At 42.2% G+C, this 20,062-nt stretch carries 24 protein-coding genes; 12 read left to right on the top strand and 12 right to left on the bottom strand.

All coding sequences use genetic code 11. The features are described from left to right. Positions 1–16 precede the first annotated feature (16 nt). Together ACFX4H_RS24590 and ACFX4H_RS24585 are read left to right on the top strand one after the other, a co-directional pair. Positions 17–1,168, top strand: a complete 1,152-nt coding sequence (locus ACFX4H_RS24590; RefSeq protein WP_377436423.1) for a thiolase family protein — start codon at positions 17–19, stop codon at positions 1,166–1,168. A 131-nt stretch (positions 1,169–1,299) separates the two neighbouring features. Continuing rightward, a complete protein-coding gene (locus tag ACFX4H_RS24585) occupies positions 1,300–2,880 on the top strand; it encodes a fatty acid--CoA ligase (protein ID WP_063592113.1) in 1,581 nt (526 codons plus the stop codon). 349 nt (positions 2,881–3,229) lie between these two features. On the opposite strand, the gene ACFX4H_RS24580 is transcribed toward ACFX4H_RS24585, so the two are convergent. From ACFX4H_RS24580 to ACFX4H_RS24570, 3 genes are all read right to left on the bottom strand, one after another. Then, positions 3,230–3,412, bottom strand: coding sequence for a YfhD family protein (locus ACFX4H_RS24580; RefSeq protein ID WP_034306455.1), 183 nt, complete (start codon positions 3,410–3,412; stop codon positions 3,230–3,232). Between the two features lie 112 nt (positions 3,413–3,524). After that, positions 3,525–3,647, bottom strand: coding sequence for a YfhE family protein (locus tag ACFX4H_RS24575; protein WP_081088510.1), 123 nt, complete (start codon positions 3,645–3,647; stop codon positions 3,525–3,527). Between the two features lie 52 nt (positions 3,648–3,699). Beyond that, on the bottom strand, positions 3,700–4,620 hold the full coding sequence (locus tag ACFX4H_RS24570; protein ID WP_328137233.1) for a TIGR01777 family oxidoreductase: 921 nt from the start codon (positions 4,618–4,620) through the stop codon (positions 3,700–3,702). A 126-nt stretch (positions 4,621–4,746) separates the two neighbouring features. Here ACFX4H_RS24570 and recX point away from each other — a divergent pair, with 126 nt between their 5' ends. Next, positions 4,747–5,544 (top strand): recombination regulator RecX, encoded by a 798-nt coding sequence (recX, locus tag ACFX4H_RS24565; protein ID WP_098187156.1) that lies wholly within the window; start codon positions 4,747–4,749, stop codon positions 5,542–5,544. Positions 5,545–5,620: 76 nt separating this feature from the next. Next, the gene (locus tag ACFX4H_RS24560) at positions 5,621–5,932 is read left to right on the top strand and encodes a YfhH family protein (RefSeq protein WP_034305394.1); all 312 of its coding nucleotides are present in this window, start codon (positions 5,621–5,623) and stop codon (positions 5,930–5,932) included. Between the two features lie 41 nt (positions 5,933–5,973). Here the strand turns inward: ACFX4H_RS24560 and ACFX4H_RS24555 are convergent, their stop codons facing one another. Next, complete coding sequence (locus ACFX4H_RS24555) at positions 5,974–6,129, bottom strand: small, acid-soluble spore protein K (RefSeq protein WP_034305387.1); 156 nt, start codon at positions 6,127–6,129, stop codon at positions 5,974–5,976. Positions 6,130–6,242: 113 nt separating this feature from the next. Here ACFX4H_RS24555 and ACFX4H_RS24550 point away from each other — a divergent pair, with 113 nt between their 5' ends. After that, positions 6,243–6,509, top strand: coding sequence for a YfhJ family protein (locus tag ACFX4H_RS24550; protein WP_034305384.1), 267 nt, complete (start codon positions 6,243–6,245; stop codon positions 6,507–6,509). 49 nt (positions 6,510–6,558) lie between these two features. Here ACFX4H_RS24550 and ACFX4H_RS24545 read toward each other — a convergent pair whose 3' ends face one another. Beyond that, positions 6,559–7,536, bottom strand: coding sequence for a metal-dependent hydrolase (locus tag ACFX4H_RS24545; RefSeq protein WP_063592111.1), 978 nt, complete (start codon positions 7,534–7,536; stop codon positions 6,559–6,561). 208 nt (positions 7,537–7,744) lie between these two features. Here ACFX4H_RS24545 and mutY point away from each other — a divergent pair, with 208 nt between their 5' ends. Next, positions 7,745–8,860, top strand: coding sequence for an A/G-specific adenine glycosylase (mutY, locus tag ACFX4H_RS24540; protein WP_063592110.1), 1,116 nt, complete (start codon positions 7,745–7,747; stop codon positions 8,858–8,860). A 95-nt stretch (positions 8,861–8,955) separates the two neighbouring features. Here mutY and ACFX4H_RS24535 read toward each other — a convergent pair whose 3' ends face one another. Beyond that, a complete protein-coding gene (locus ACFX4H_RS24535; RefSeq protein ID WP_034305377.1) occupies positions 8,956–9,180 on the bottom strand; it encodes a hypothetical protein in 225 nt (74 codons plus the stop codon). Between the two features lie 67 nt (positions 9,181–9,247). Between ACFX4H_RS24535 and fabL the strand changes: the two genes are divergently transcribed. From fabL to ACFX4H_RS24510, 5 genes are all read left to right on the top strand, one after another. Further along, entirely contained in the window at positions 9,248–9,997 is a 750-nt protein-coding gene (gene fabL, locus ACFX4H_RS24530; RefSeq protein WP_063592109.1) for an enoyl-[acyl-carrier-protein] reductase FabL, read from the top strand. Positions 9,998–10,078: 81 nt separating this feature from the next. Beyond that, entirely contained in the window at positions 10,079–10,357 is a 279-nt protein-coding gene (locus ACFX4H_RS24525) for a gamma-type small acid-soluble spore protein (protein WP_063592108.1), read from the top strand. 160 nt (positions 10,358–10,517) lie between these two features. Then, complete coding sequence (locus ACFX4H_RS24520) at positions 10,518–10,772, top strand: YgaB family protein (protein ID WP_048685443.1); 255 nt, start codon at positions 10,518–10,520, stop codon at positions 10,770–10,772. A gap of 233 nt (positions 10,773–11,005) precedes the next feature. Beyond that, positions 11,006–11,536, top strand: a complete 531-nt coding sequence (gene ntdP / locus ACFX4H_RS24515; RefSeq protein WP_048685440.1) for a nucleoside tri-diphosphate phosphatase — start codon at positions 11,006–11,008, stop codon at positions 11,534–11,536. A 241-nt stretch (positions 11,537–11,777) separates the two neighbouring features. Continuing rightward, the gene (locus ACFX4H_RS24510) at positions 11,778–13,526 is read left to right on the top strand and encodes an ABC transporter ATP-binding protein (RefSeq protein ID WP_034305364.1); all 1,749 of its coding nucleotides are present in this window, start codon (positions 11,778–11,780) and stop codon (positions 13,524–13,526) included. 78 nt (positions 13,527–13,604) lie between these two features. Here the strand turns inward: ACFX4H_RS24510 and ACFX4H_RS24505 are convergent, their stop codons facing one another. The 5 genes from ACFX4H_RS24505 to ACFX4H_RS24485 form a co-directional block, all read right to left on the bottom strand. Beyond that, positions 13,605–14,522 carry an EamA family transporter gene (locus ACFX4H_RS24505; protein WP_048678324.1) on the bottom strand — a complete coding sequence of 306 codons (918 nt, stop codon included), beginning with the start codon at positions 14,520–14,522 and terminating at the stop codon, positions 13,605–13,607. A gap of 293 nt (positions 14,523–14,815) precedes the next feature. Then, positions 14,816–15,163: a hypothetical protein gene (locus ACFX4H_RS24500; protein ID WP_063592107.1), complete on the bottom strand. Its 348-nt coding sequence runs from the start codon at positions 15,161–15,163 to the stop codon at positions 14,816–14,818. A gap of 13 nt (positions 15,164–15,176) precedes the next feature. After that, positions 15,177–15,707, bottom strand: coding sequence for an NAD(P)H-dependent oxidoreductase (locus tag ACFX4H_RS24495; RefSeq protein ID WP_034305357.1), 531 nt, complete (start codon positions 15,705–15,707; stop codon positions 15,177–15,179). An 18-nt stretch (positions 15,708–15,725) separates the two neighbouring features. Then, a complete protein-coding gene (locus tag ACFX4H_RS24490; RefSeq protein ID WP_371748515.1) occupies positions 15,726–17,330 on the bottom strand; it encodes a DHA2 family efflux MFS transporter permease subunit in 1,605 nt (534 codons plus the stop codon). A 55-nt stretch (positions 17,331–17,385) separates the two neighbouring features. Beyond that, complete coding sequence (locus tag ACFX4H_RS24485) at positions 17,386–18,024, bottom strand: biotin/lipoyl-containing protein (protein ID WP_057278723.1); 639 nt, start codon at positions 18,022–18,024, stop codon at positions 17,386–17,388. A 328-nt stretch (positions 18,025–18,352) separates the two neighbouring features. Here ACFX4H_RS24485 and ACFX4H_RS24480 point away from each other — a divergent pair, with 328 nt between their 5' ends. Then, the gene (locus tag ACFX4H_RS24480; RefSeq protein WP_084738069.1) at positions 18,353–18,811 is read left to right on the top strand and encodes a MarR family winged helix-turn-helix transcriptional regulator; all 459 of its coding nucleotides are present in this window, start codon (positions 18,353–18,355) and stop codon (positions 18,809–18,811) included. Between the two features lie 57 nt (positions 18,812–18,868). On the opposite strand, the gene ACFX4H_RS24475 is transcribed toward ACFX4H_RS24480, so the two are convergent. Further along, a complete protein-coding gene (locus tag ACFX4H_RS24475; RefSeq protein ID WP_034305350.1) occupies positions 18,869–19,960 on the bottom strand; it encodes an FUSC family protein in 1,092 nt (363 codons plus the stop codon). Between the last annotated feature and the right edge of the window lie 102 nt (positions 19,961–20,062).

Here is a 20,062-nt window from a genome sequence, read left to right as displayed (position 1 = left end):
GAAGGGAAGAGAGTATATGCGGGAAGTGGTTATCGTTGAAGGAATTCGCACGCCGGTAGGCAGAAGGAACGGTGTCTTGAAAGACGTTCGCCCTGATGATCTGGCAGGGGAAGTATTGAAGAAGCTGATTGAAAAGGCGGGCATCGATCCTGCTATTGTCGATGATGTCATTTTAGGTTGTGTTTCACAGTCGGGCGAACAGGCCGGTGATATAGCAAGGGTTGCCGCACTGATAGCCGGATTTCCGATTGAAGTGCCGGGAACGACGATTGACCGTCAATGCGGATCAAGTCAGCAGGCAGTCCATTTTGCTTCCCAGGCCATCCTGTCGGGTGATATGGATGTGGTAGTGGCAGGTGGAGTGGAAAACATGTCACGAGTTCCCATGGGGTCGAATATTCAAGGTGCTGTAACAAGCCAAAAGTATATGGACCTTTACGAGGTGATCAACCAAGGTTTATCAGCTGAAAGAATCGCAGACAAGTGGGGAATAACACGTGAAGATTGTGATCGGTTTTCCGTTGAAAGTCATGCCAAGGCAATACGTGCTCAAAAAGAAGGACATTTTAACCGAGAAATGATATCAGTAATGGGTACTGATAAAGAAGGAAATCAAATCGAAGTTACGGAAGATCAAGGCCCAAGGGGCGGAACTACGCTTGAAGTGCTGGCTGGATTGAAACCGGCATTTCAAGAAGGCGGTTTAATCCATGCAGGTAATTCTAGTCAGATCAGTGACGGTGCTGCCGCTTTATTATTGATGGAACGCAGTAAAGCAGAAGAACTTGGATTGAAACCGCGCTTTAAAGTGCATACACGGGTTGTTGTCGGGTCGGATCCCACCCTGATGCTAACGGGACCGATTCCCGCCACCCAAAAAGCTTTGGAAAAAGCGGGTCTTACAATTGATGATATCGATATCTTTGAAGTGAACGAGGCTTTCGCTCCTGTACCGATTGCCTGGCTAAAAGAAACGGGGGCAGACCCAAAGAAGCTGAATCCAAATGGCGGGGCGATTGCATTGGGGCATCCTCTTGGCGGCAGCGGGGCCCGTTTGATGGTGTCCATGATCCATGAATTAGAAAGGACGGGCGGCCGTTATGGGCTGCAAACGATGTGTGAAGGCCACGGCATGGCGAATGCCACCATCATTGAAAGAATGGACTGAAGCTGGACTATCCATTTATGAATATTCGTAATTCGCATGAAAGTAAAAGCTGAAAAAGGGATGAAGTCGACCATCGGCAGGCTTTGCTGAATTCTTCCTGTTGATGGTGGTTACTTGAGGAGGAGAATGATTTGTCAGTAACGATTAAAAATATCTTTGATCAGACGGTTCAGAAATTCCCCATTAAAGAAGCTATCTACGACGTGAGAAGAAATATCCGCTATACGTACATCCAATGGAATGAACAGGTGAATAGGTTGGCGGCGGCCCTTCAAGCGGAAGGGGTGCGAAAAGGGGACAGGGTATCTACGTACCTTTACAACAATGAAGAGCTTGCAACAGCGTTCTTTGCCTGTGCAAAAATCGGTGCAATCTTCAATCCAATCAACTTCCGTTTAATGCCGGAAGAGTTGGCCTTCATCTTGAACGATGCTGCTCCAAAGGTCGTTCTATTCGAACGCGAATTGGAAACGAACGTCGCCGCGGTTGAAAAGCGATTTCCGGAAACGGCCTTCTGGTATATTGATGGGGATGTGCCTGGGTATGCCAAAGGTTACCGCCAAAAATTGGCCATTATCTCCTCAAAGCCAGATGAAGTTGAAGTTCACGAAGATGACATTTATGCCATCATGTATACGAGCGGAACTACCGGACGTCCCAAAGGGGTCATCCACCTTCATAAAGACATGGTCAAACAAGCCGAGATTTTAATAGAGGCCATGAAGTATGAACGCTCTGATATCGGTTTGATTACTGCACCGATGTTTCATTGTGCTGAATTGCACTGCTCTTTTTTACCTCGTGTACAGGTCGGTGCAGCTAATGTCATATTACATCAGTTTCATCCCAAAAAGGTCATGGAACTGATTGAATCCGAGGGAGTCACCAAGTTTTTTGCTGCACCTACGATGTGGAACATGCTCATTCAGGAAAAATTGGAGGAGTATAAATTCCAGAGCTTGAAGTTAGGGCTTTACGGGGCAGCCCCGATGGCTCCATCCCTTGTACGTGCCTGTCAGGAGAAACTCGGCATCCAGTTCATCCAGGCCTATGGAATGACTGAAATGGGGCCGGCCATAACTCTCCTATTGGAGGAAGATCAAATTAGGAAAGCGGGTTCTGCCGGCAAGGCATGTTCCGAACATGAAATCATCATTGCCCGTCCGAATGACGAAGGGCCATCAGATCCCGAGGATATGCTGGAACCTGGGGAAACAGGGGAAATCCTTGTAAAGGGCCCGTGTATCATGCAGGGTTACTTTCAAAAAGATAGAGAGACCGAAAAGGCGCTTTACAAAGGCTGGTACCATTCCGGTGACATCGGTTTCCTAGATGAAGATGGATATCTGTGGGTCAAGGACCGTGTGGACGACATGATTATTTCTGGAGGGGAAAATATTTATCCGCGTGAAGTGGAAGATACACTATATGAGCATCAAGGAGTTCTCGACTGTGCGGTACTTGGTCAGCCAGATGATCAATGGGGGGAAACGGTAACGGCATTCATCGTAGCCAAAGACCCAATGCTTGCCGAAAGAGATTTAGAAACTTGGTGTAAGAACAGTAATAGATTGGCGAACTATAAACGTCCAAGGAGATATATCTTCTGTAATGAGCTGCCTCGGAACGCAAGTGGGAAGATACAAAAGTTCTTGCTACGTAAACAGTTGGAAGAAAATGTTGATGGCAAAGGTTTGGGGAACCTTCTTTAAATGCAGGGGTCAGCAGCCGGTGAAATACCAAGATAGGGTTTAGAATTGCTGGAAAAAGATTTGGATAAATTATTTTATAAATAATAACCTTGTGGAACAAATGAAGGAGAGAGAATAGTTATCCACAACGAAAATGTAGCGTGGTTAGCCCAATCCCTCCTTTATCCACATAATCCACAGGGTTATCCAGAAATAACATTATTTTCATGTTGATAAGGTGAGTTAATGGACTTATTTTTTGTCAGTATTTTCAGAATATATCCACAATATACACAGGGTTGTGGATAAGCTATGTAAATAAAGATGACCAAGGGGCTAACTTATAGCCCCTTGGGTTGGTTTATTCTGCTTATCGGCGATTATGAGCACGGCGGTCAGCCGCATTTGCACGGGCTTGTGCCTCGATATCTTCCTGGTCAGCCAGTTCGGAAGAATATTCAACGTCAAGTCCGTCACTTTTCAGGTTTTTGGGAACCTGAGGAAGTTTCTGTTTGTTCTTATCTCGATTATGGTGTATGTTATTTCGTCCCATGTTATCGTCGCCCCCTGGAATATAAAATAAGCTGGAGATGAATTTCATTAATCATCTCCAGCTTATTTTGTGTTTAGTGGCTGTTCAAAATGTAAGGGAAAAAACTCCAAACCTAACGACGGGATTTCTTCTCGGTATATCCACCAGCTCGATCTGCCTTTTTAAATTCGCGAGCATAAAGAATCGCTTGTGTACTAGTTAAGTTACTTTTTTCTTTATCGTGTTTTTTGAGCAATTAGATCATCTCCATTCACTTAATATCCCTATTTTTTCCTAAAATGACCCTTTCATACGTGGGAATCTTCTTTTAGGATATTTTGTAAGGCTTCTTTAAGGGTTGGAAAGGAGAAGGTGAATCCTTCTTCTTTAAGTTTAGCGGGAAGGACATTTTGCCCTTCAAGTACAAGGATGCTCATTTCCCCCAACAATTTCTTGAGGAAGAAAGGGGGGACAGTTAACCAATGGGGCCGGTGCAGGACAGTTCCTATCGTTTTACCGAATGTATCCATCTGGACGGGGTTTGGTGCCGTAAAATTGACTGGACCTTCTATCCTAGCATCATTCATGCTAAAGATGATTGCACGGACCGCGTCATGGATATGAATCCAGGAAAGCCACTGATTCCCTTTGCCGATCTTTCCTCCGCCAAATAGTTTATAGGGGAAGGCCATCATTGGCAGTGCTCCGTCTTTTTCTCCAAGAATCACCCCGAATCTTGTAAAGATCAACCTTTTACTGTAAGAGCGTGATTTAGCCGCTTCCTTTTCCCATAGTTGAACAGTACGGGCCAAGAAATCATCACCAATGGATTCAGAGGTTTCGGTAAAGGTCTCATCGTCCGAAATACCATAATATCCGATTGCACTTGCATTAATGATGACGGACACTTTAGAGGGCAGTATGGATATGATCCGGTTCATCTCTTTGGAAGCCTCGATCCTGCTTTCGACAATCCGGCGCTTTCGTTCAGGTGTCCAACGGCCGCTGTTCAGAGATTCACCAGCAAGGTTAATGAACACATCGAGCCCCTCCAAGTGCATTTCCGGCGTTGCCTCCTCGGTCAACCAGCCGATATATGTCAAATTAGTCTGTTTCTTAAATTTTTCGGGATGACGTGTCAAAATATATATATCATGATTTTCTTTTGATAATTCTTCAATTAGGGCTGTGCCGACAAAACCGCTTCCACCAGCAATGGCTATTTTCATGAAAACCACTTCCTTTCCCTGTCTTTCCTTCACTTTAACATGCCCATGTTCTTTTTTCATTTTTAGGCATGCTATATATAGAAATGGTAAACGTAAAGGGGTAAAGTAGGTGTGGGGGGTGGATTTATGCCAAACATAACAAAAATAACAACCCAAAAGAAACGTAAAGATCGTTATAACATCTTCGTTGACGAAAAATATGCCTTCAGTGTAGACGAAGAAGTGCTATTGAAATTTCAGTTGAAAAAGGGTATGGAACTTGATGACCTGCTTTTGGCCGAGATACAATTCCATGATGAAATCCAAAAAGCATTTACCGATGCACTTAATTATTTATCATACCGGATGCGCTCGGAATCGGAAATTCGCCTTTATTTAAAAAAGAAGGAAACGGAAGAGCCGATCATTAAGGAAGCGATACATAAACTATACAGTTTTAACTATTTAGACGACCTTGAATTTTCCAAGGCTTACGTGCGGACCCATGTGAATGGAGGGAATAAAGGGCCCACCACCCTTAAGCTTGAGCTTAAGGAAAAAGGGGTGCAAGATAAGTTGATTGTCGAGGCATTGAAGGAATACCCTTATGGTATTCAAATTGAACATGCAAGGAATCTGGCTGGAAAAGCGGTCAAAAAGGAAAAAAACATTTCCGAACGAGCTTTAAGGCTGAAGGTTGAACAAACCTTGTTACGGAAAGGTTTCCCAAGAGATATCATCCATGAAGCACTTGAAGATGTGACGGTGGAAAAGGATGAGGATGAACAATGGGATTCCCTTTGCCACCATGCCGAAAAAATGCAACGCCGATATAAAAACCATGAAGGCTTCGAATATGAACAAAAAATGAAGCAGGCATTATACCGAAAAGGTTTTCCAATAGAATTGATTGAGCGTTATCTTTCCAATCCTGATGGTGATTAAGTGCATCAATAGCCAAATCACAAAATTTTGTTTAATATAGAAGTAAATTAATTATTTCATTTGAGGAGTCATATATATGAGCGACGTAAGATACAGCAAGCTGTCTGCCTATGAACTGCAACAGGAAATCGCAGCGTTGACTGAAAAAGCGAGAAAAGCAGAGCAATTGGGAATGGTTAATGAATATTCAGTATTGGAACGAAAAGTGACGATGGCCAAGGCCTATTTGTTAAATCCTGATGATTTCAAAAAAGGTGAAATATATCAAATTGACGGAGATCCCGGTGTCTATTTCAAAATTGATTATATGAACGGCGTATTCGCTTGGGGTTACCGCTTGGGCGGTAGCGGTAAGGAAGAAGCACTCCCGATTTCAATGCTGAAATAAAAAGGAACCGGGGAAGTACCCGGTTCCTTCTGATGTACCTTTTAATTCGATCGCTCGTTTGAAGCTTTCATTCTTTCTTGAGGGTGTGTATTAATACTTCCATCTGCACGCTTTGAAGCATATCTTGCCTTTGCACGAGGCTCGCCTTGGAATTTGTTATTGTTTTGGTTGGGGAATCCTTTTTGTTTATTTCGCAAATTTTTTCTCCTCCAAGCATCAGATTAAGAAAGAAGCGTTTCCGCTTACAACTAGTATGGGTATGGGACAGTATAGTTCATTCTGTAAAAATATTGGCAATGAGGTGGTTCTAATGAATGATTACCATGAAAGATTAACCAAGATACTGCTTGAGAAAAATGAACACATCACGTATGAGCAAGCTTTGACTTGGGTGGAATTATTATGGGAAGATTTCGAAGCGACCTATGCAAAGGCTGGGCATGAATATGCCGGTGAAGAAATGACATCGCGCGTTGTAAGGACCTGGATTGATAACTACGGTGAGCAATTCCACGAATTCATTGCAAAGAACCCTAAATATCAGCAGTTATTAAATCAGCAGAATCGACTGCATTAAAAAAGCTGATTCCAGAGGAGTTCCCTGGAATCAGCTCTTTTTCAATATACTACAAAATAATATTCAATTTCTTCTGCAGCTTCGCTTCGCTAAAGATCCAGCCGGTATAAGAATTCAAGATATTCAATTCGCTGTCTAAATGGACCACTGCCACAAACGGGTAATATCCATTGCTGCGATATCTTAAATCGATAAAACGGACTTCATAATATTCTTTTATCTGTTCGATTTCGAATCGGTAAACCGGAGAAAAGGACAGAAAGGCTGCCAAGTTGATATCCTTCTTGGCGGCTTCGAGAATTTCACTTTCAGGCAATGGCACCCGATCGAACGTATCAAGAATCTTCACATATCCATTATCGGCTCGTGCCACATAATAATTCTTTTCGGTAATCACCGCAATTTTCCAGCGGTGAAAGCGCATCGTCGGTGATAAAAGAATTTTCCTTGCTCCAGGAATTTGCTGTTTGACCACTCTTTTTATAAAAGCTTGTTCCCTGAACCTGGAAATGTAATAAATGACGAGTATCCCGTAAATGGAAAGAAATAAATAGCCTGGAGGAAATCCGAAGCCCCATAATATCAGGCCTGCAACATGTATTCCAAAAATGAATGGATCGAATGTATTGATGACCCCTAAAGCTACCCATTTTGACGAAATCGGCCTAAGTGCCTGGGTCCCATAAGCATTGAATATATCCACGAATACGTGAAGGAATACGGCTAAAAAGGTCCAAAGCCAAAGATGAAGGTAATTTGCTTCAGGTATGATGGCGAAAATTGCTACGCTGATAATCAAGGGCCAAAGTAAAACAGCGGGAATTGAATGCGTGATTCCACGGTGGTTACGTATATATACAGCGTTATTCCTTAATTTTAAAACGGTGTCAATGTCCGGAGCTTGTGATCCCAATATCGTACCTGCTATGACTGCACTTGCAGTAACTGGGCTCTGCGCAATGACGGGATCTAATGTGGCAAGACCTCCAAGAGCAATTCCCATGACAAAGTGAGTACCTGTATCCAAAAAACTAACCTCCCTGCCACAAATTGAAAAAAATGGTCTTCTTTCATCATACCGTATTTATATATTAACCATCAAATGAATATAATTTTGACTTATTTCAAGTGACCCGCTACAAATAAATGGATATGAACATGATATTAAAAAAAGAATGGCCTACTATAGGTATTCCCAATTTTGATTAGAGTGTAACATCTTTGGAGGAACTGATGTGAAAGAAATAACGATCCCGACAATAGAAAAAATAAAAATCGATGAATTTCAAAAAGATTTGGTTTCCTGGTTTCTCGAAGAACAAAGAGAATTGCCATGGAGGGAGAATAAGGACCCTTACCGCGTTTGGGTTTCTGAAATAATGCTGCAGCAAACGAGAGTGGACACGGTGATTCCTTATTTCAACCGGTTCATGGAATGGTTCCCGACACTCGAGGTCTTTGCCAATGCGGATGAAGAGAAGGTCCTGAAAGCTTGGGAAGGGCTGGGATATTACTCGCGTGTAAGGAATCTGCATAGTGCCGTTCAGGAAGTGAAGGCATCCTACAATGGGATTGTACCGGATGATCCCGAGGAAATCTCCAAATTGAAAGGTGTCGGCCCATATACTGCCGGTGCGATTCTAAGTATCGCATACGGCAAGCCGGAGCCAGCCGTTGATGGAAACGTCATGCGTGTTTTATCACGGATATTAATGATATATGAAGACATAGCAAAGCCAAAAACAAGAAAAACATTCGAAGCTGCCGTCAGGAAGCTGATCGATCATGAACATACCTCTGCCTTCAATCAAGCCTTGATGGAACTTGGAGCATTAATCTGCACACCTGGTAAGCCTGCCTGCCTATTATGCCCCGTTCAAAGCCATTGTCTAGCATTTGAAGCAGGGGTTCAGTCGGAATTGCCGGTAAAAATCCAAAAGAAAAAAACAAGGGATGTACCAATTGTAGCTGCCGTTTTAACGAATGAAAAAGGTGAATTTTTAATTCACAAGCGAGCCTCAGAAGGATTGCTAGCTAATCTTTGGGAATATCCGAATTTCGAAAACCATACATCCCTCTTGCATAAGAGGGAATTCTTCGAGAGTCGATTTAAGGAAATGTATGGCGTCAAACCGGAAATCACTGAATCACTTGTGAGAATTGAACATGTTTTCTCACATCTCGTTTGGAAAATGGATACGTATATCGGTGTGGTCAAAGAGGATATCGGTGAAGAGACGCTAAAAGAACAGCAACTTAAGTGGGTGAGTGAAGCAGAGATGGAGCAGTTGGCATTTCCGGTCTCCCACCAAAAAATGATGAAGGCGTATAAAGAAAAAGGAGTGCATTGAATAAGCGAATGAAATCGAGATATATGCATAAAAGAGGATATCCGATAAGATATCCTCTTCCTTTTGTTGATTTTCAAAGCAATATCCGTATAAAATCATTCGTAACTGGTTTTCGTTCCATGAGTATAATCGGCTTCTTGCCTGTTAAGTCCGCCTCTATTTTCAATTTCTTTGACGATTTCGCTATGGATACTCTGTCCTTCTTGGTTTAAATAAGGTACCATTTGTTGAAGGGAGTGATGAAAATAGGCAAGTTCACTATTTTCCCAATCCGATTTTTTCATCATCGACAACTCAGTCATATCACGTCCAACATACATAACAGTAACACTCCTTAAAAAATGATTTTTATTACTCGGTGTTTACTCAGAAAGGATGAATAAACGAATGGAACAAAAAGTGGCACTCGTTACAGGTAGCAGTAAAGGTTTAGGCAGAAGCACGGCAATAAGGCTTGCGGAGGAGGGTTACGACCTCGTTATTAATTATGCCCGGAGCAAGTCGAAAGCATTAGAAGTGGCAGCCGAAATTGAAGCGTTGGGGCGAAAAGCCCTTGTAGTCAAGGCAAATGTCGGTGATGTTGCGAAAGTGAAAAGCATGTTTGAGGAAATCGATGCTTATTACGGACGTTTGGATATTTTCATCAATAATGCGGCCTCTGGCGTCCAGCGTCCATTGATGGAGCTGGAGGAATCCCATTGGAACTGGACCATGGACATCAATACAAAAGCCCTCCTTTTCTGCGCACAGGAAGCGGCGAAACTAATGGAGAGGAACGGCGGGGGGAAAATCGTCAGCATCAGTTCACTAGGATCCATTCGCTATTTGAAAAATTATACAGCTGTTGGAGTTTCCAAAGCTGCGCTTGAAGCCCTGACAAGATATTTAGCGGTCGAATTGGCTGCTAAAAATATTTGTGTCAATGCCGTTTCAGGCGGTGTGATCGATACGGATGCCCTGAAGTCTTTCCCGAATCGGGATGAAATGCTTGCTGAGGCGGCAGAACAGACTCCCGCTGGACGGATGGTCGAGGTGGAAGATATGGTGAATACCATCATGTTTTTAATTTCCGATGGAGCCAGGATGATTCGTGGACAAACCGTAATAGTTGATGGAGGCATTTCATTGCTTGTTTAATGTAACTGGAAAAATTTAAATGATTTTTGTTGGATAGCACTCCTGGATAATGGTTATCTTATTATCGTGGAGGTGATATCAATGGCTAAAAACAACATGAATAAATCACAAGCAGGTACTGACGTTCAACAAGTAAGACAACAAAACGCACAATCTCAGCAAGGCCAAGGCCAATTCGGTACAGAATTTGCTTCTGAAACTAACGTTCAAGAAGTAAGACAACAAAACGCGCAATCTCAACAAAGAAAAGGCCAAGGTCAAGCACAAGGGCAATTCGGTACAGAGTTTGCTTCTGAAACTAACGTTCAAGAAGTGAAACAACAAAACCAAAGATCTCAAAGCAATAAAAACCAAGGCTAATTGCCGATGAAAAGCATCCTTCTTATGAAGGGTGCTTTTTTTTGCCTTCCATTGGATTCGACAAATGTTTCGTCGTGTTTACATTTTATGTCAAAGGAGAAAGCTGATAAAAATAGAATATACATACTATAGAAAAAATACAGATTAGGAAGGTGCATTCATGGAGGAATTTAACCGGCTTATAAACAACCAGTTGAAAACGATGGATAAGCTTTTACTTTTACAATCCGAAATCGAAAGATGCCAAGATATAGAGAAGCAACTCCTTGCCCTTGAAGAGGAGAGTGAAGCGGTCACCATTCAGGAAGAGATTCAACTTAAAAAGCAGGAATTGAAAAGTATCCATGAAATGTTCGAAAAGCAAACGGAAGAAGTCATCCGTTATTTTCAGCAAGGACAGGCAGCCATACGATAAATAACCGGCTAATTTCTTAGATGAAATGGGTGGATGGTCAGACTTTTTCGACTTATTTACACATTTTCACTGGGAGATTAGCCACTTTTGTTTTAAATTTATGAATAAATCGCTATAATATAGGAATATAGGGTAAATGGAAAAAAGTATATATTTTAAATACACAAAACAACTGCAAACGGAATAGGGCACAGTACGCTGTCAGGGTGTCTATAGAAAGTAGGGAGAGATAAATGGGGATTGTTCCTGCCGAAGGAGGAAAAATCCAAATCCATAGCTATAAACATAATGGACATATCCATCGTATCTGGGAAGAGACAACCGTTTTAAAAGGGACCCAAAATCTGGTGATAGCAGCGAATGACCGTACTATGGTAACGGAATCAGATGGAAGGACCTGGATTACGAGAGAGCCGGCGATTTGCTATTTTCATTCAAAGTATTGGTTTAATGTTATTGGTATGTTGAGAGAGGACGGGGTTTATTATTATTGCAATATCAGTTCGCCGTTCACATACGATTCGGGAGCATTGAAATACATTGATTATGACCTGGACATTAAAGTATTCCCAGATATGACGTTTAATTTGCTGGATGAGGATGAATATGAAAGGCATCGGAAAGAAATGAATTACCCGGATGCCATCGATTCAATATTGAAACAGAACGTAGACTATTTGATTTATATGATACGCCAGCGAAAAGGACCATTCTCCGCAGAGTTTATTGATAGTTGGTATGAACGCTTTTTAACCTATCGATGATAGAAAAGGCCTGCTGCATAATTGGCAGGCTTTTTCATTGTGTATCTTACCTACACATCTGATTCACTCTTTCAATACGCAGGAACCATTTAACCTCCTACAAATGTTTATGAAAGTGATCCTTTTGATAGTTAATTACCGAAAAGGAAAATATAATTGAATAGTGCATATAAGATTCCCAAATGACCGTTATGGGCTTTTTTAGCATTTGGCTTTATTGATTAAGAAAAGGAGGAATTCCGTGGGGAGCATTAAGAGATATTTGCAATTCGTCAAACCATATAAATGGCAGATAATCGGAACGGTACTGATTGGACTGCTAAAGTTCGCGATTCCGCTTTTGCTTCCATTGCTCAGTAAGTATATAGTGGATGACATCATCGGAAACGGTGATCTGTCCAAAGCCGTGAAGTCCGAACGCCTTATATGGGCGATGGCCATCATGATATTCATTTTTGTTGCAGTTAGACCGCCGATTGAGTATTACAGACAATATTTCGCTCAATGGACCGGAACGAAAATCTTATATGATATTCGTAATGATTTATTTACCCATATACAGAAACTGAGTTTTAAATATTATTCCAATACAAGGGTGGGCGAGGTCATTTCAAGGATGATCACGGACGTGGAACAAACGAAGAACTTTGTCATCACGGGTTTAATGAACCTTTGGCTCGATATCGCAACGATCATCATAGTGATAGTCATCATGTTTACGATGGATGTGAAATTAACCATTGTATCCATCATCATGCTACCATTTTACGCATTTTCGATTAAGCATTTCTTTGGCAAGCTGAGAACGTATACAAGGATTCGGTCCCAAGCCTTAGCGGATGTACAGAGTCACCTTCATGAACGGGTTTCAGGGATGTCAGTCATCAAAAGCTTTGCGATAGAAGACAGGGAACAGGAATTGTTTGCGAAGCAGAACAAGAATTTCCTCGATAAAGCCCTAAAGCATACGAGCTGGAATGCCAAGTCATTTGCTGTCGTGAATACGATCACGGATATTGCCCCCTTGCTCGTGATAGGATTTGCCGGTTATCAGGTCATTCATGAACAATTGTCACTGGGTACCATGGTTGCTTTCGTCGGTTTCATTGACCGGCTATATAATCCCCTCAGACGTTTAGTTAACTCTTCGACGACAATGACCCAGACATTGGCGTCCATGGACAGGGTTTTTGAGTTTGTGGATGAGAAGTATGATATCGATGATGAACCAGGGGCGAAAGAGCTGAAGCATGTAGATGGCCGAATAACCTTTCAGGATGTATCGTTTGCTTATGACGAGAAAGAGGCACCCGTTTTGAAACATATAAACTTGGATGTTAAACCAGGGGAAACCATTGCACTTGTCGGTATGAGCGGGGGCGGGAAATCCTCGATCGTCAGTTTGATTTCCCGTTTCTATGATGTGACGGAGGGAAGGGTATTATTGGATGGGACGGATATCCGTAAATATCAAGTCCGCAGCCTAAGAGATAAAATAGGAATGGTTCTACAGGATAATATCTTATTTAGTGAATCGGTTAAGGCCAACATCCTTATGGGACGACCTGATGCAAGTGATGAAGAAGTATTTGAAGCGGCAAAGGCGGCGAATGCCCATGACTTCATCATGGGTCTAAAAGAAGGATATGAAACGAAAGTCGGGGAGCGGGGAGTTAAATTATCCGGGGGCCAAAAGCAACGGGTGGCCATTGCGAGGGTATTTTTGAAAAACCCGCCAATCCTTGTTCTCGACGAAGCCACCTCCGCATTGGATTTGGAAAGTGAACACTTTATCCAGGAGGCGCTGGATATTTTGGCGAAAAACCGGACCACGATCATCGTCGCCCATCGGTTATCAACCATCACCCATGCCGATCGGATCATTCATATAGATAATGGGGAAATTACGGAAATGGGAACACACGAAGAACTTATGAAAAAGCAAGGGAATTACTACAACCTATTTCAAGTGCAACAATTGGATTCTTAAGGATACAAGATAAAAAAGAAGACCATTCCGCTAAGAATGGCCTTCTTTTTTATTCTGATACGAACTTGTGCATGCACGTTATGAAATCCTTTTTTCATGCAGCGTTTTTTTTCCAGGAAGGAAATGCGGCAGATGCTTTATTCCCTCAGGCAAGGCGATGCCGACGATGATCAAGCACATCCCGAACCATTGCAATGACGTAACCTGTTCATTCAAGAAGATGACGGAAACGACCATCGCTGAAGGCAGTTCCGCAGCACAAAGAATCGTTCCAAGCCCGACCCCCACTTTCGGTAAACTGACAGCAAAGAAAAAGAAAGGAACTAAAACACCCAATGTTCCGAGCAGCAGACCGTAGTACCATAGGTTCGTTTGGACAAGATTCGTTACAAGTGTGACGGGGTTAGTCGTGAATACAGCAGTCAGCATACCACCCGTTGCAATGAAAAACAGCCGTTTCATGGAAGATTCCCCAACAGCGAATTGAGAGTTGCAGTACATATACAGCGCAAAAAGCAATGCAGACAATAGTCCGAACAATACGCCTTTTAGGCTTAGGCCAGATAGAGGCTGACCAAAGATCGCCCCTGCCAATAATGTACCGATGAAAAGAACGAAAATGGCAATGAGTTTATTTTTATCCGGGCGTCTTTTATTTAAGAAGCTTTCAATAAGGACGCCTATCCAGGTAAATTGAAATAAAAAGACAACGGCAATCGAAGCGGGTAGCTCGGATACGGAAACGGCATATGCCTTTCCGACGAAAGTGGACATCATGCCCGTGATTAAAAGTAATCCGGCACTTTTCCATGAAACTTTATATTTAAACGAAAAGAGAAATATAACGGAGACAATCAACCAACCGACAAGATATTGACTGCCGACCAGTTCTCCAGAAGAATGGCCATCCATGAATCCAAACTTCATCATGGTGGATAAAGTGCCATATGAAATCGAACCGATTAAGACCATTATGGAATACTTCAAAAGTTGCATATTTTTCACCCCTATAAAAATAAAAATCGCCACCTGCCAAAAAGGCAAGTGACGAACGAAAAAAGGAAATCCTTTTAAAATTCCGTCTCTCAACAAAAGCTGAGTTTAACAAATTGTATGCGTTGCATTACCTTAGCTTAAAGTCTTTGTGAATATTTGTCAACCAGAAAATAAAGTTAAAGACTGCACGTCGATCACTAAGTTGAAGGTGGCCGCAGAGGTAGGAGAAGATCCATTCAATGGCATATAAAACAAAACCCCCAAATGGCAAATTAGCCTAATGGGGGGGTGTTTTAATCGCCATTCTGTCGGAAGTCCTCCAATGTACCACGGTATTCCTTGTCTTTCATTTTGCGAATATCAGGCTTTTTTTCTGCAGTTGGCTCATCATTTGGTTTTTGTTTATGAAGCTTGGAAAGAGCCAAACGATAATCCTGATCTTTCATTTTCAATTCATCATTGTCTGTGGGGGAGATGATTTCGGTAATGGAATCATCTGCAGTCGGGAAAGCGGACTCTTCCGACGAATTCTCTTCCTCGACTGCAGGCGGCTTACCTTCAGGTGATAAGGCTTTGATATTGAATGTGATCAAGCCCGTAACCGCTAATATGGCAACGATGATAATTAGAATTATGCCCATTGAATCAAGCCTCCTAGAGCCCGTTTATGAATGAACGGGTGACATGGGCTACCCGTTTTCCTAATGCTTCTCCAAGCTTCAAGTCATTTTTGGTGATATTGTCATCCACACCGGGCGGACAGCTTATCCCTACTCCATAGTAGGAACCATATAAGGCATTTTCCGGGACAGTGCCGGGCAAGCCGACAATGATCATGCCTTGATGAAGCATAGGGGTGATTAAGTTCAGCATGGTAGCCTCGAGTCCGCCATGTACGGTGGCCGTGGTACAGAACACAGCACCCACTTTATTGATCAGCGCACCTTCCGCCCATAGATACCCAAGTTTATCGATCCATGTTTTCAAACTCGAACTGATGGTTCCGAAATGACCGGGACAGCCCCAAATGATCGCATCCATTTCCTGAAGCTTATAAACATCCGCCTCGTTTACATGGTCAATGAGAACCTCAGCCCCAGGAACCGCAGCGGCTCCTTGAGCTATTGATTCGGCAAGTGCTTTCGTATGGTTACCTTCACTGTCGTAAACAACATAGATCTTCATTTTAATTCCTCCATTTAATTAAACCGATTTTTTTACTGGCGAAGGAAGCAAAGGTACATCCAAAGGTTCTTGTTTAGCTTGTTTCATTGCTTTATCCTTCCGAACGTCGCGCAAAAATAGTGAGAGAACGATGCCTGCAATTGCGAAGCCTGTTGCCCAAAAGAATGCATCATTGATTCCCATCACATTTGCTTGACCCTGGATTTGAGAAGAAATCAGCGACATGGCAGTTTCCTGTGCCTGTTCACTAGTTTGATTCATCGAAGTCATGATGGATTGAACGATAGTCTGGAAATTCTGAACAAAACCGGGATCACTCGTACTCATTTCCGTTCCTAAAGCAGTTCCATGGAAAGAAGCACGGGTTGTATAAATGGTCGTCACGAAGCTCGTACCAATGGCTCCGGTCACTTGTTTCAGCGTATTGCTCATTGCCGTACCATGTGTATTCAAATGCTTAGGCAGCTGATTCATCCCAGCAGTCATGATCGGCATCATCAGTAAAGACATTCCAAGTGCGCGGATGGCATAGATGATGACCAAAGTCGAATAGGTTGTTTCCGTAGTCAATTTAGCGAATTCGAAGGTTGTGACGGCAGTGATCGCCAACCCAATTAGTGCTAATGGACGAGGTCCGATTTTGTCAAATAATGCTCCTGAAATGGGTGACATCACCATCATCACAAGGGCTCCGGGTAGCATCAACAGGCCGGATTGAACTGGTGTGAAGCCTCTTAAAGTCTGCAAATATATAGGCAATAAGAATATCCCGGTAAACATGGCCACTGTGACGATTGCAGAAATGATATTGGATAATACGAACATGTCATACTTAAATACACGGAAGTCGAGCATAGGTGTTTCCGATTTTAGCTGTTGAACCACAAAAAGCGTCAAAAGGATCAGCCCAATGATGATCGTTCCCAGAACGATTGGATCCGTCCAGCTTTTGGAACCTGCTTCACTGACACCGTATAGTAATGATGCAACACCTAGCAAGGATAGAGAGGCACCCAGCAAATCCAATTTGATTTTCCTTGGTTCCGCTACATTACGCATACTTAAAAAGGCGAGTGTCATGACGATCATGCCTAATGGCACCATTGCGTAGAACATGACCCGCCAGCTATATTCCTGAATGACCCAACCTGATAAAGTCGGGCCGATTGCAGGGGCAAACATAATGGCAAGTCCAAAGATCCCCATCCCTTTCCCGCGCATTTCCGGAGGGAAGATGAAAAGAATGATCGTCATGACCAAAGGCTGCAGGATTCCGCCGCCAGCGGCCTGAATCAGCCGGCCTGTAAGGATGACGGGGAAATTTGGTGCGATGCCGCAGATGAATGTCCCGACGGTGAATAGAAACATGGCAGCCAGGAATAAAATGCGCGTGCCAAACCGTTCTATTAAAAAAGCGGAAAGTGGGATCAAGGCTCCATTCACGAGCATGAATCCAGTTGATAACCATTGAATCGTAGTCGCAGCTACATTGAATTCTGCCATCATCCTAGGCATGGCGACACTAAGCAGGGTTTGATTCAAAATGACCATGAACAAACCTAGCATTAGGATAATTAACATGGGGGCAAACTGTTTCATTCCCTTGTTTTCATTTACTGTGATGGTTTGAGAAGCCATGTAAAGAAAAGCCTCCTTTCTGTATAACTGTGTAGCCGGTTTATTTAGTCGAAATTTTCACTTCTGCGTTCATTCCAGGCAGAACTTTATCGGATGGTGCTTTGATGGAAATTTTCACTGGTACTTTTTGAGTGACTTTCGTATAGTTCCCGCTGCTGTTTTGATTGCCCATCACTGAAAAGACAGACGTTGTAGCATAACCGATCTGTTCCAATGTACCTTCGAAGACCGTATCGGGATCTCCATCGATGATAATATCGACGCTGTCACCTTTTTCGATATCCTTCAATTTATTTTCTTCAATATTAGCCGTTATGGACAAATCTTCCATATTGATGGTTTGAGCTAGCGTTTGACCTGCTTGAACAAGCTGCTCATCATGCACTTGTGTTTTAACGATCGTACCTTGTGCTGCGGTTTTTACCGCTTCTTTACCGTCTAAGGTGGTTACATTGGCAACTTTGTCATCCTTACTTACACTGTCTCCTTCGTGTAAGTCCCAATCTGCTAGTTTACCGGCAGCGGGGGCAACGATGGTATATAGCTCACCTGACACTTTCGCTTCATCCGTTTTAATGAAATTCGTGCTTTCATAATAGTAATAAGCCCCACCGGCCAATGCCGCTATTATAATAACCAAACCAATGACATTGATTAAAACTAAACGTCCTCTATTCACTTGTTTCGCCTCCAAAAATATATTGATGATGTGTTCCTTTTTTTTGATTTACGTTCATTAGCTAGAAATGAAATAACCTCCTATTCTAATGTTTATTTATTAATTTTAATAAATATTAATTTTTATAAGTATTAATATTATTAAGTAAAGAGTTTACCAGTTTAATTATTTTTTGTCATGTAATTTATTCGGAAAAATGGTGGGAAATAAATACAGTGAAATAGTAAAAATTTGAATTTTTTTTAGTTTTAAGGATATATGGAAAGTAAAGTTGACATTGGAATGCCATTTAATTAAATTTAAGAGGTAGGATTGTCCTATATAAGGAGTGAGAAGGCTGGAATTTAAATGGGAAGTAACTAATAGTATTGAGATGCAGATTTTTCGGATTAGGAAGAAGCTTAGGGCCATCGTAGCAAAAAATCTTCAGCCTTATGGATTAACATCGCCTCAGTTTTTCATTTTATTGATATTGAAAAAAGAGGGGTCGATTAAATCGACCCAGCTGGCTGACTTCTTAACCGTAAAGCCAAGTGCGATTACAGTATTTGTAGATAAGCTGGTCGAAATGGATTATGTGAAACGGCAGCCCTCTGATAAGGATCGCAGGGTCATCAACCTTGAATTGAAAGAGGCTGGGGAAGCGATTTTGGGGAGAGTCCTTGCGGATCATAACAAATCGATGGGCAAGAACTTCAATTCATTCTCGGAAGATGAGCTGCAGGATCTTTTGAAGAAATTGGATACGATTGAAAAGGCTGCTGATAAGAACCTTTTGGATGATTGAATGAGGGCATGCTCTAATTAGAGACGAAAAAAAGACGGTTCCCGGGAACCGTCTTTTTTAATCTTCTTCGTACTGGACAGATATTTCGTTATCTTCCTTATGGAACGACTGGAAGCTGACGATCAGCTTTTCAAGGTGTTCCAATTGTTCGTCATATTCTATGACTGCAGAAATCAATGGAACAAGGCGGGCAGAGAGGTGGCCTAGGTTATCATGCATTTCGTCCACTTGATTCTGCTGTTCGAAAAAATGGGCGAGCAGCTCTTTACGACTTAAACAATCCTGGTCCCAATCTTCAATCTCCTCGATTGACTTGATTTTTTCGATATGCAGTAATATCAACTGCTCATGCTTGCGGATCAATGAATCAAGCTGCTGTAAGATGCTCCGTTGGAAATCTTCAGGCATTTGATATACTTCATTCTCGAATTTATGGATTCTCTTCAAGGTTTCAAACGCTTTTTTCGTCGTTATGATCATTTGCCGATAAACGACAAGCTTTCTTGCTTTAGCAACACTGTTCTTCTTGAAATATTCCCGTTCCTCTTTGTACATGGAATAGATATGTTCCAAATCGAGTAACTCCGCCTTCAGCCGGCTGATGTCCTTTTTCAATAAAGTGTGTTCTGTAGCATGTCTTGTGCTGATTCTGATCCATTTCAAGATGTCTTCCGTTACATCTGTAATGCGTGTATAAAGCTTTGCTTCGTACTTTGGAGGAATGAAAACAAGATTCACGATAAACGAAGAAACGATTCCAAGCAAAACGGATGAGAGACGAATAAAGGCAAAATTAAGGAATTCCCCGTCCTGGCTTTCCATGATGGCAATGACCGTCACGATGGAAAGGACAATCGTTTTATCCATTTTCAGTTTTAAATTGATGGTTATGACAACCATTACGGCAAGACCGATTATAAAAATATCATTTCCGAACAACAAAACGAAGGAGACAGCAACCAATGCGCCAATGATATTTCCTTGAATTTGCTCCAATACCGTTTGATATGAACGGTAAATGGTCGGCTGTATTGCAAAAATTGCAGCAATCCCAGAAAGGACAGGAGCAGGAAGGTTAAGCAGTTCCGATAGGTAAAGCGCTAAAACAATTGCTATTCCTGTTTTGAGAATGCGGGCACCAAACTTCATATATGGGTTAATCCTTTCTTTGTGTTGTAATGGATCTGGCGAGAAAAGGCTCTATTAATATATAGGCCTTTGCTTAAAGTTGTATTCTAACTTATTTGTGAG

It is taken from the genome of Peribacillus sp. YIM B13477 (assembly GCF_042787955.1).
Lineage (GTDB): Bacteria > Bacillota > Bacilli > Bacillales > DSM-1321 > Peribacillus > Peribacillus frigoritolerans.
This window is presented reverse-complemented; position numbering and strand designations above follow the sequence as displayed.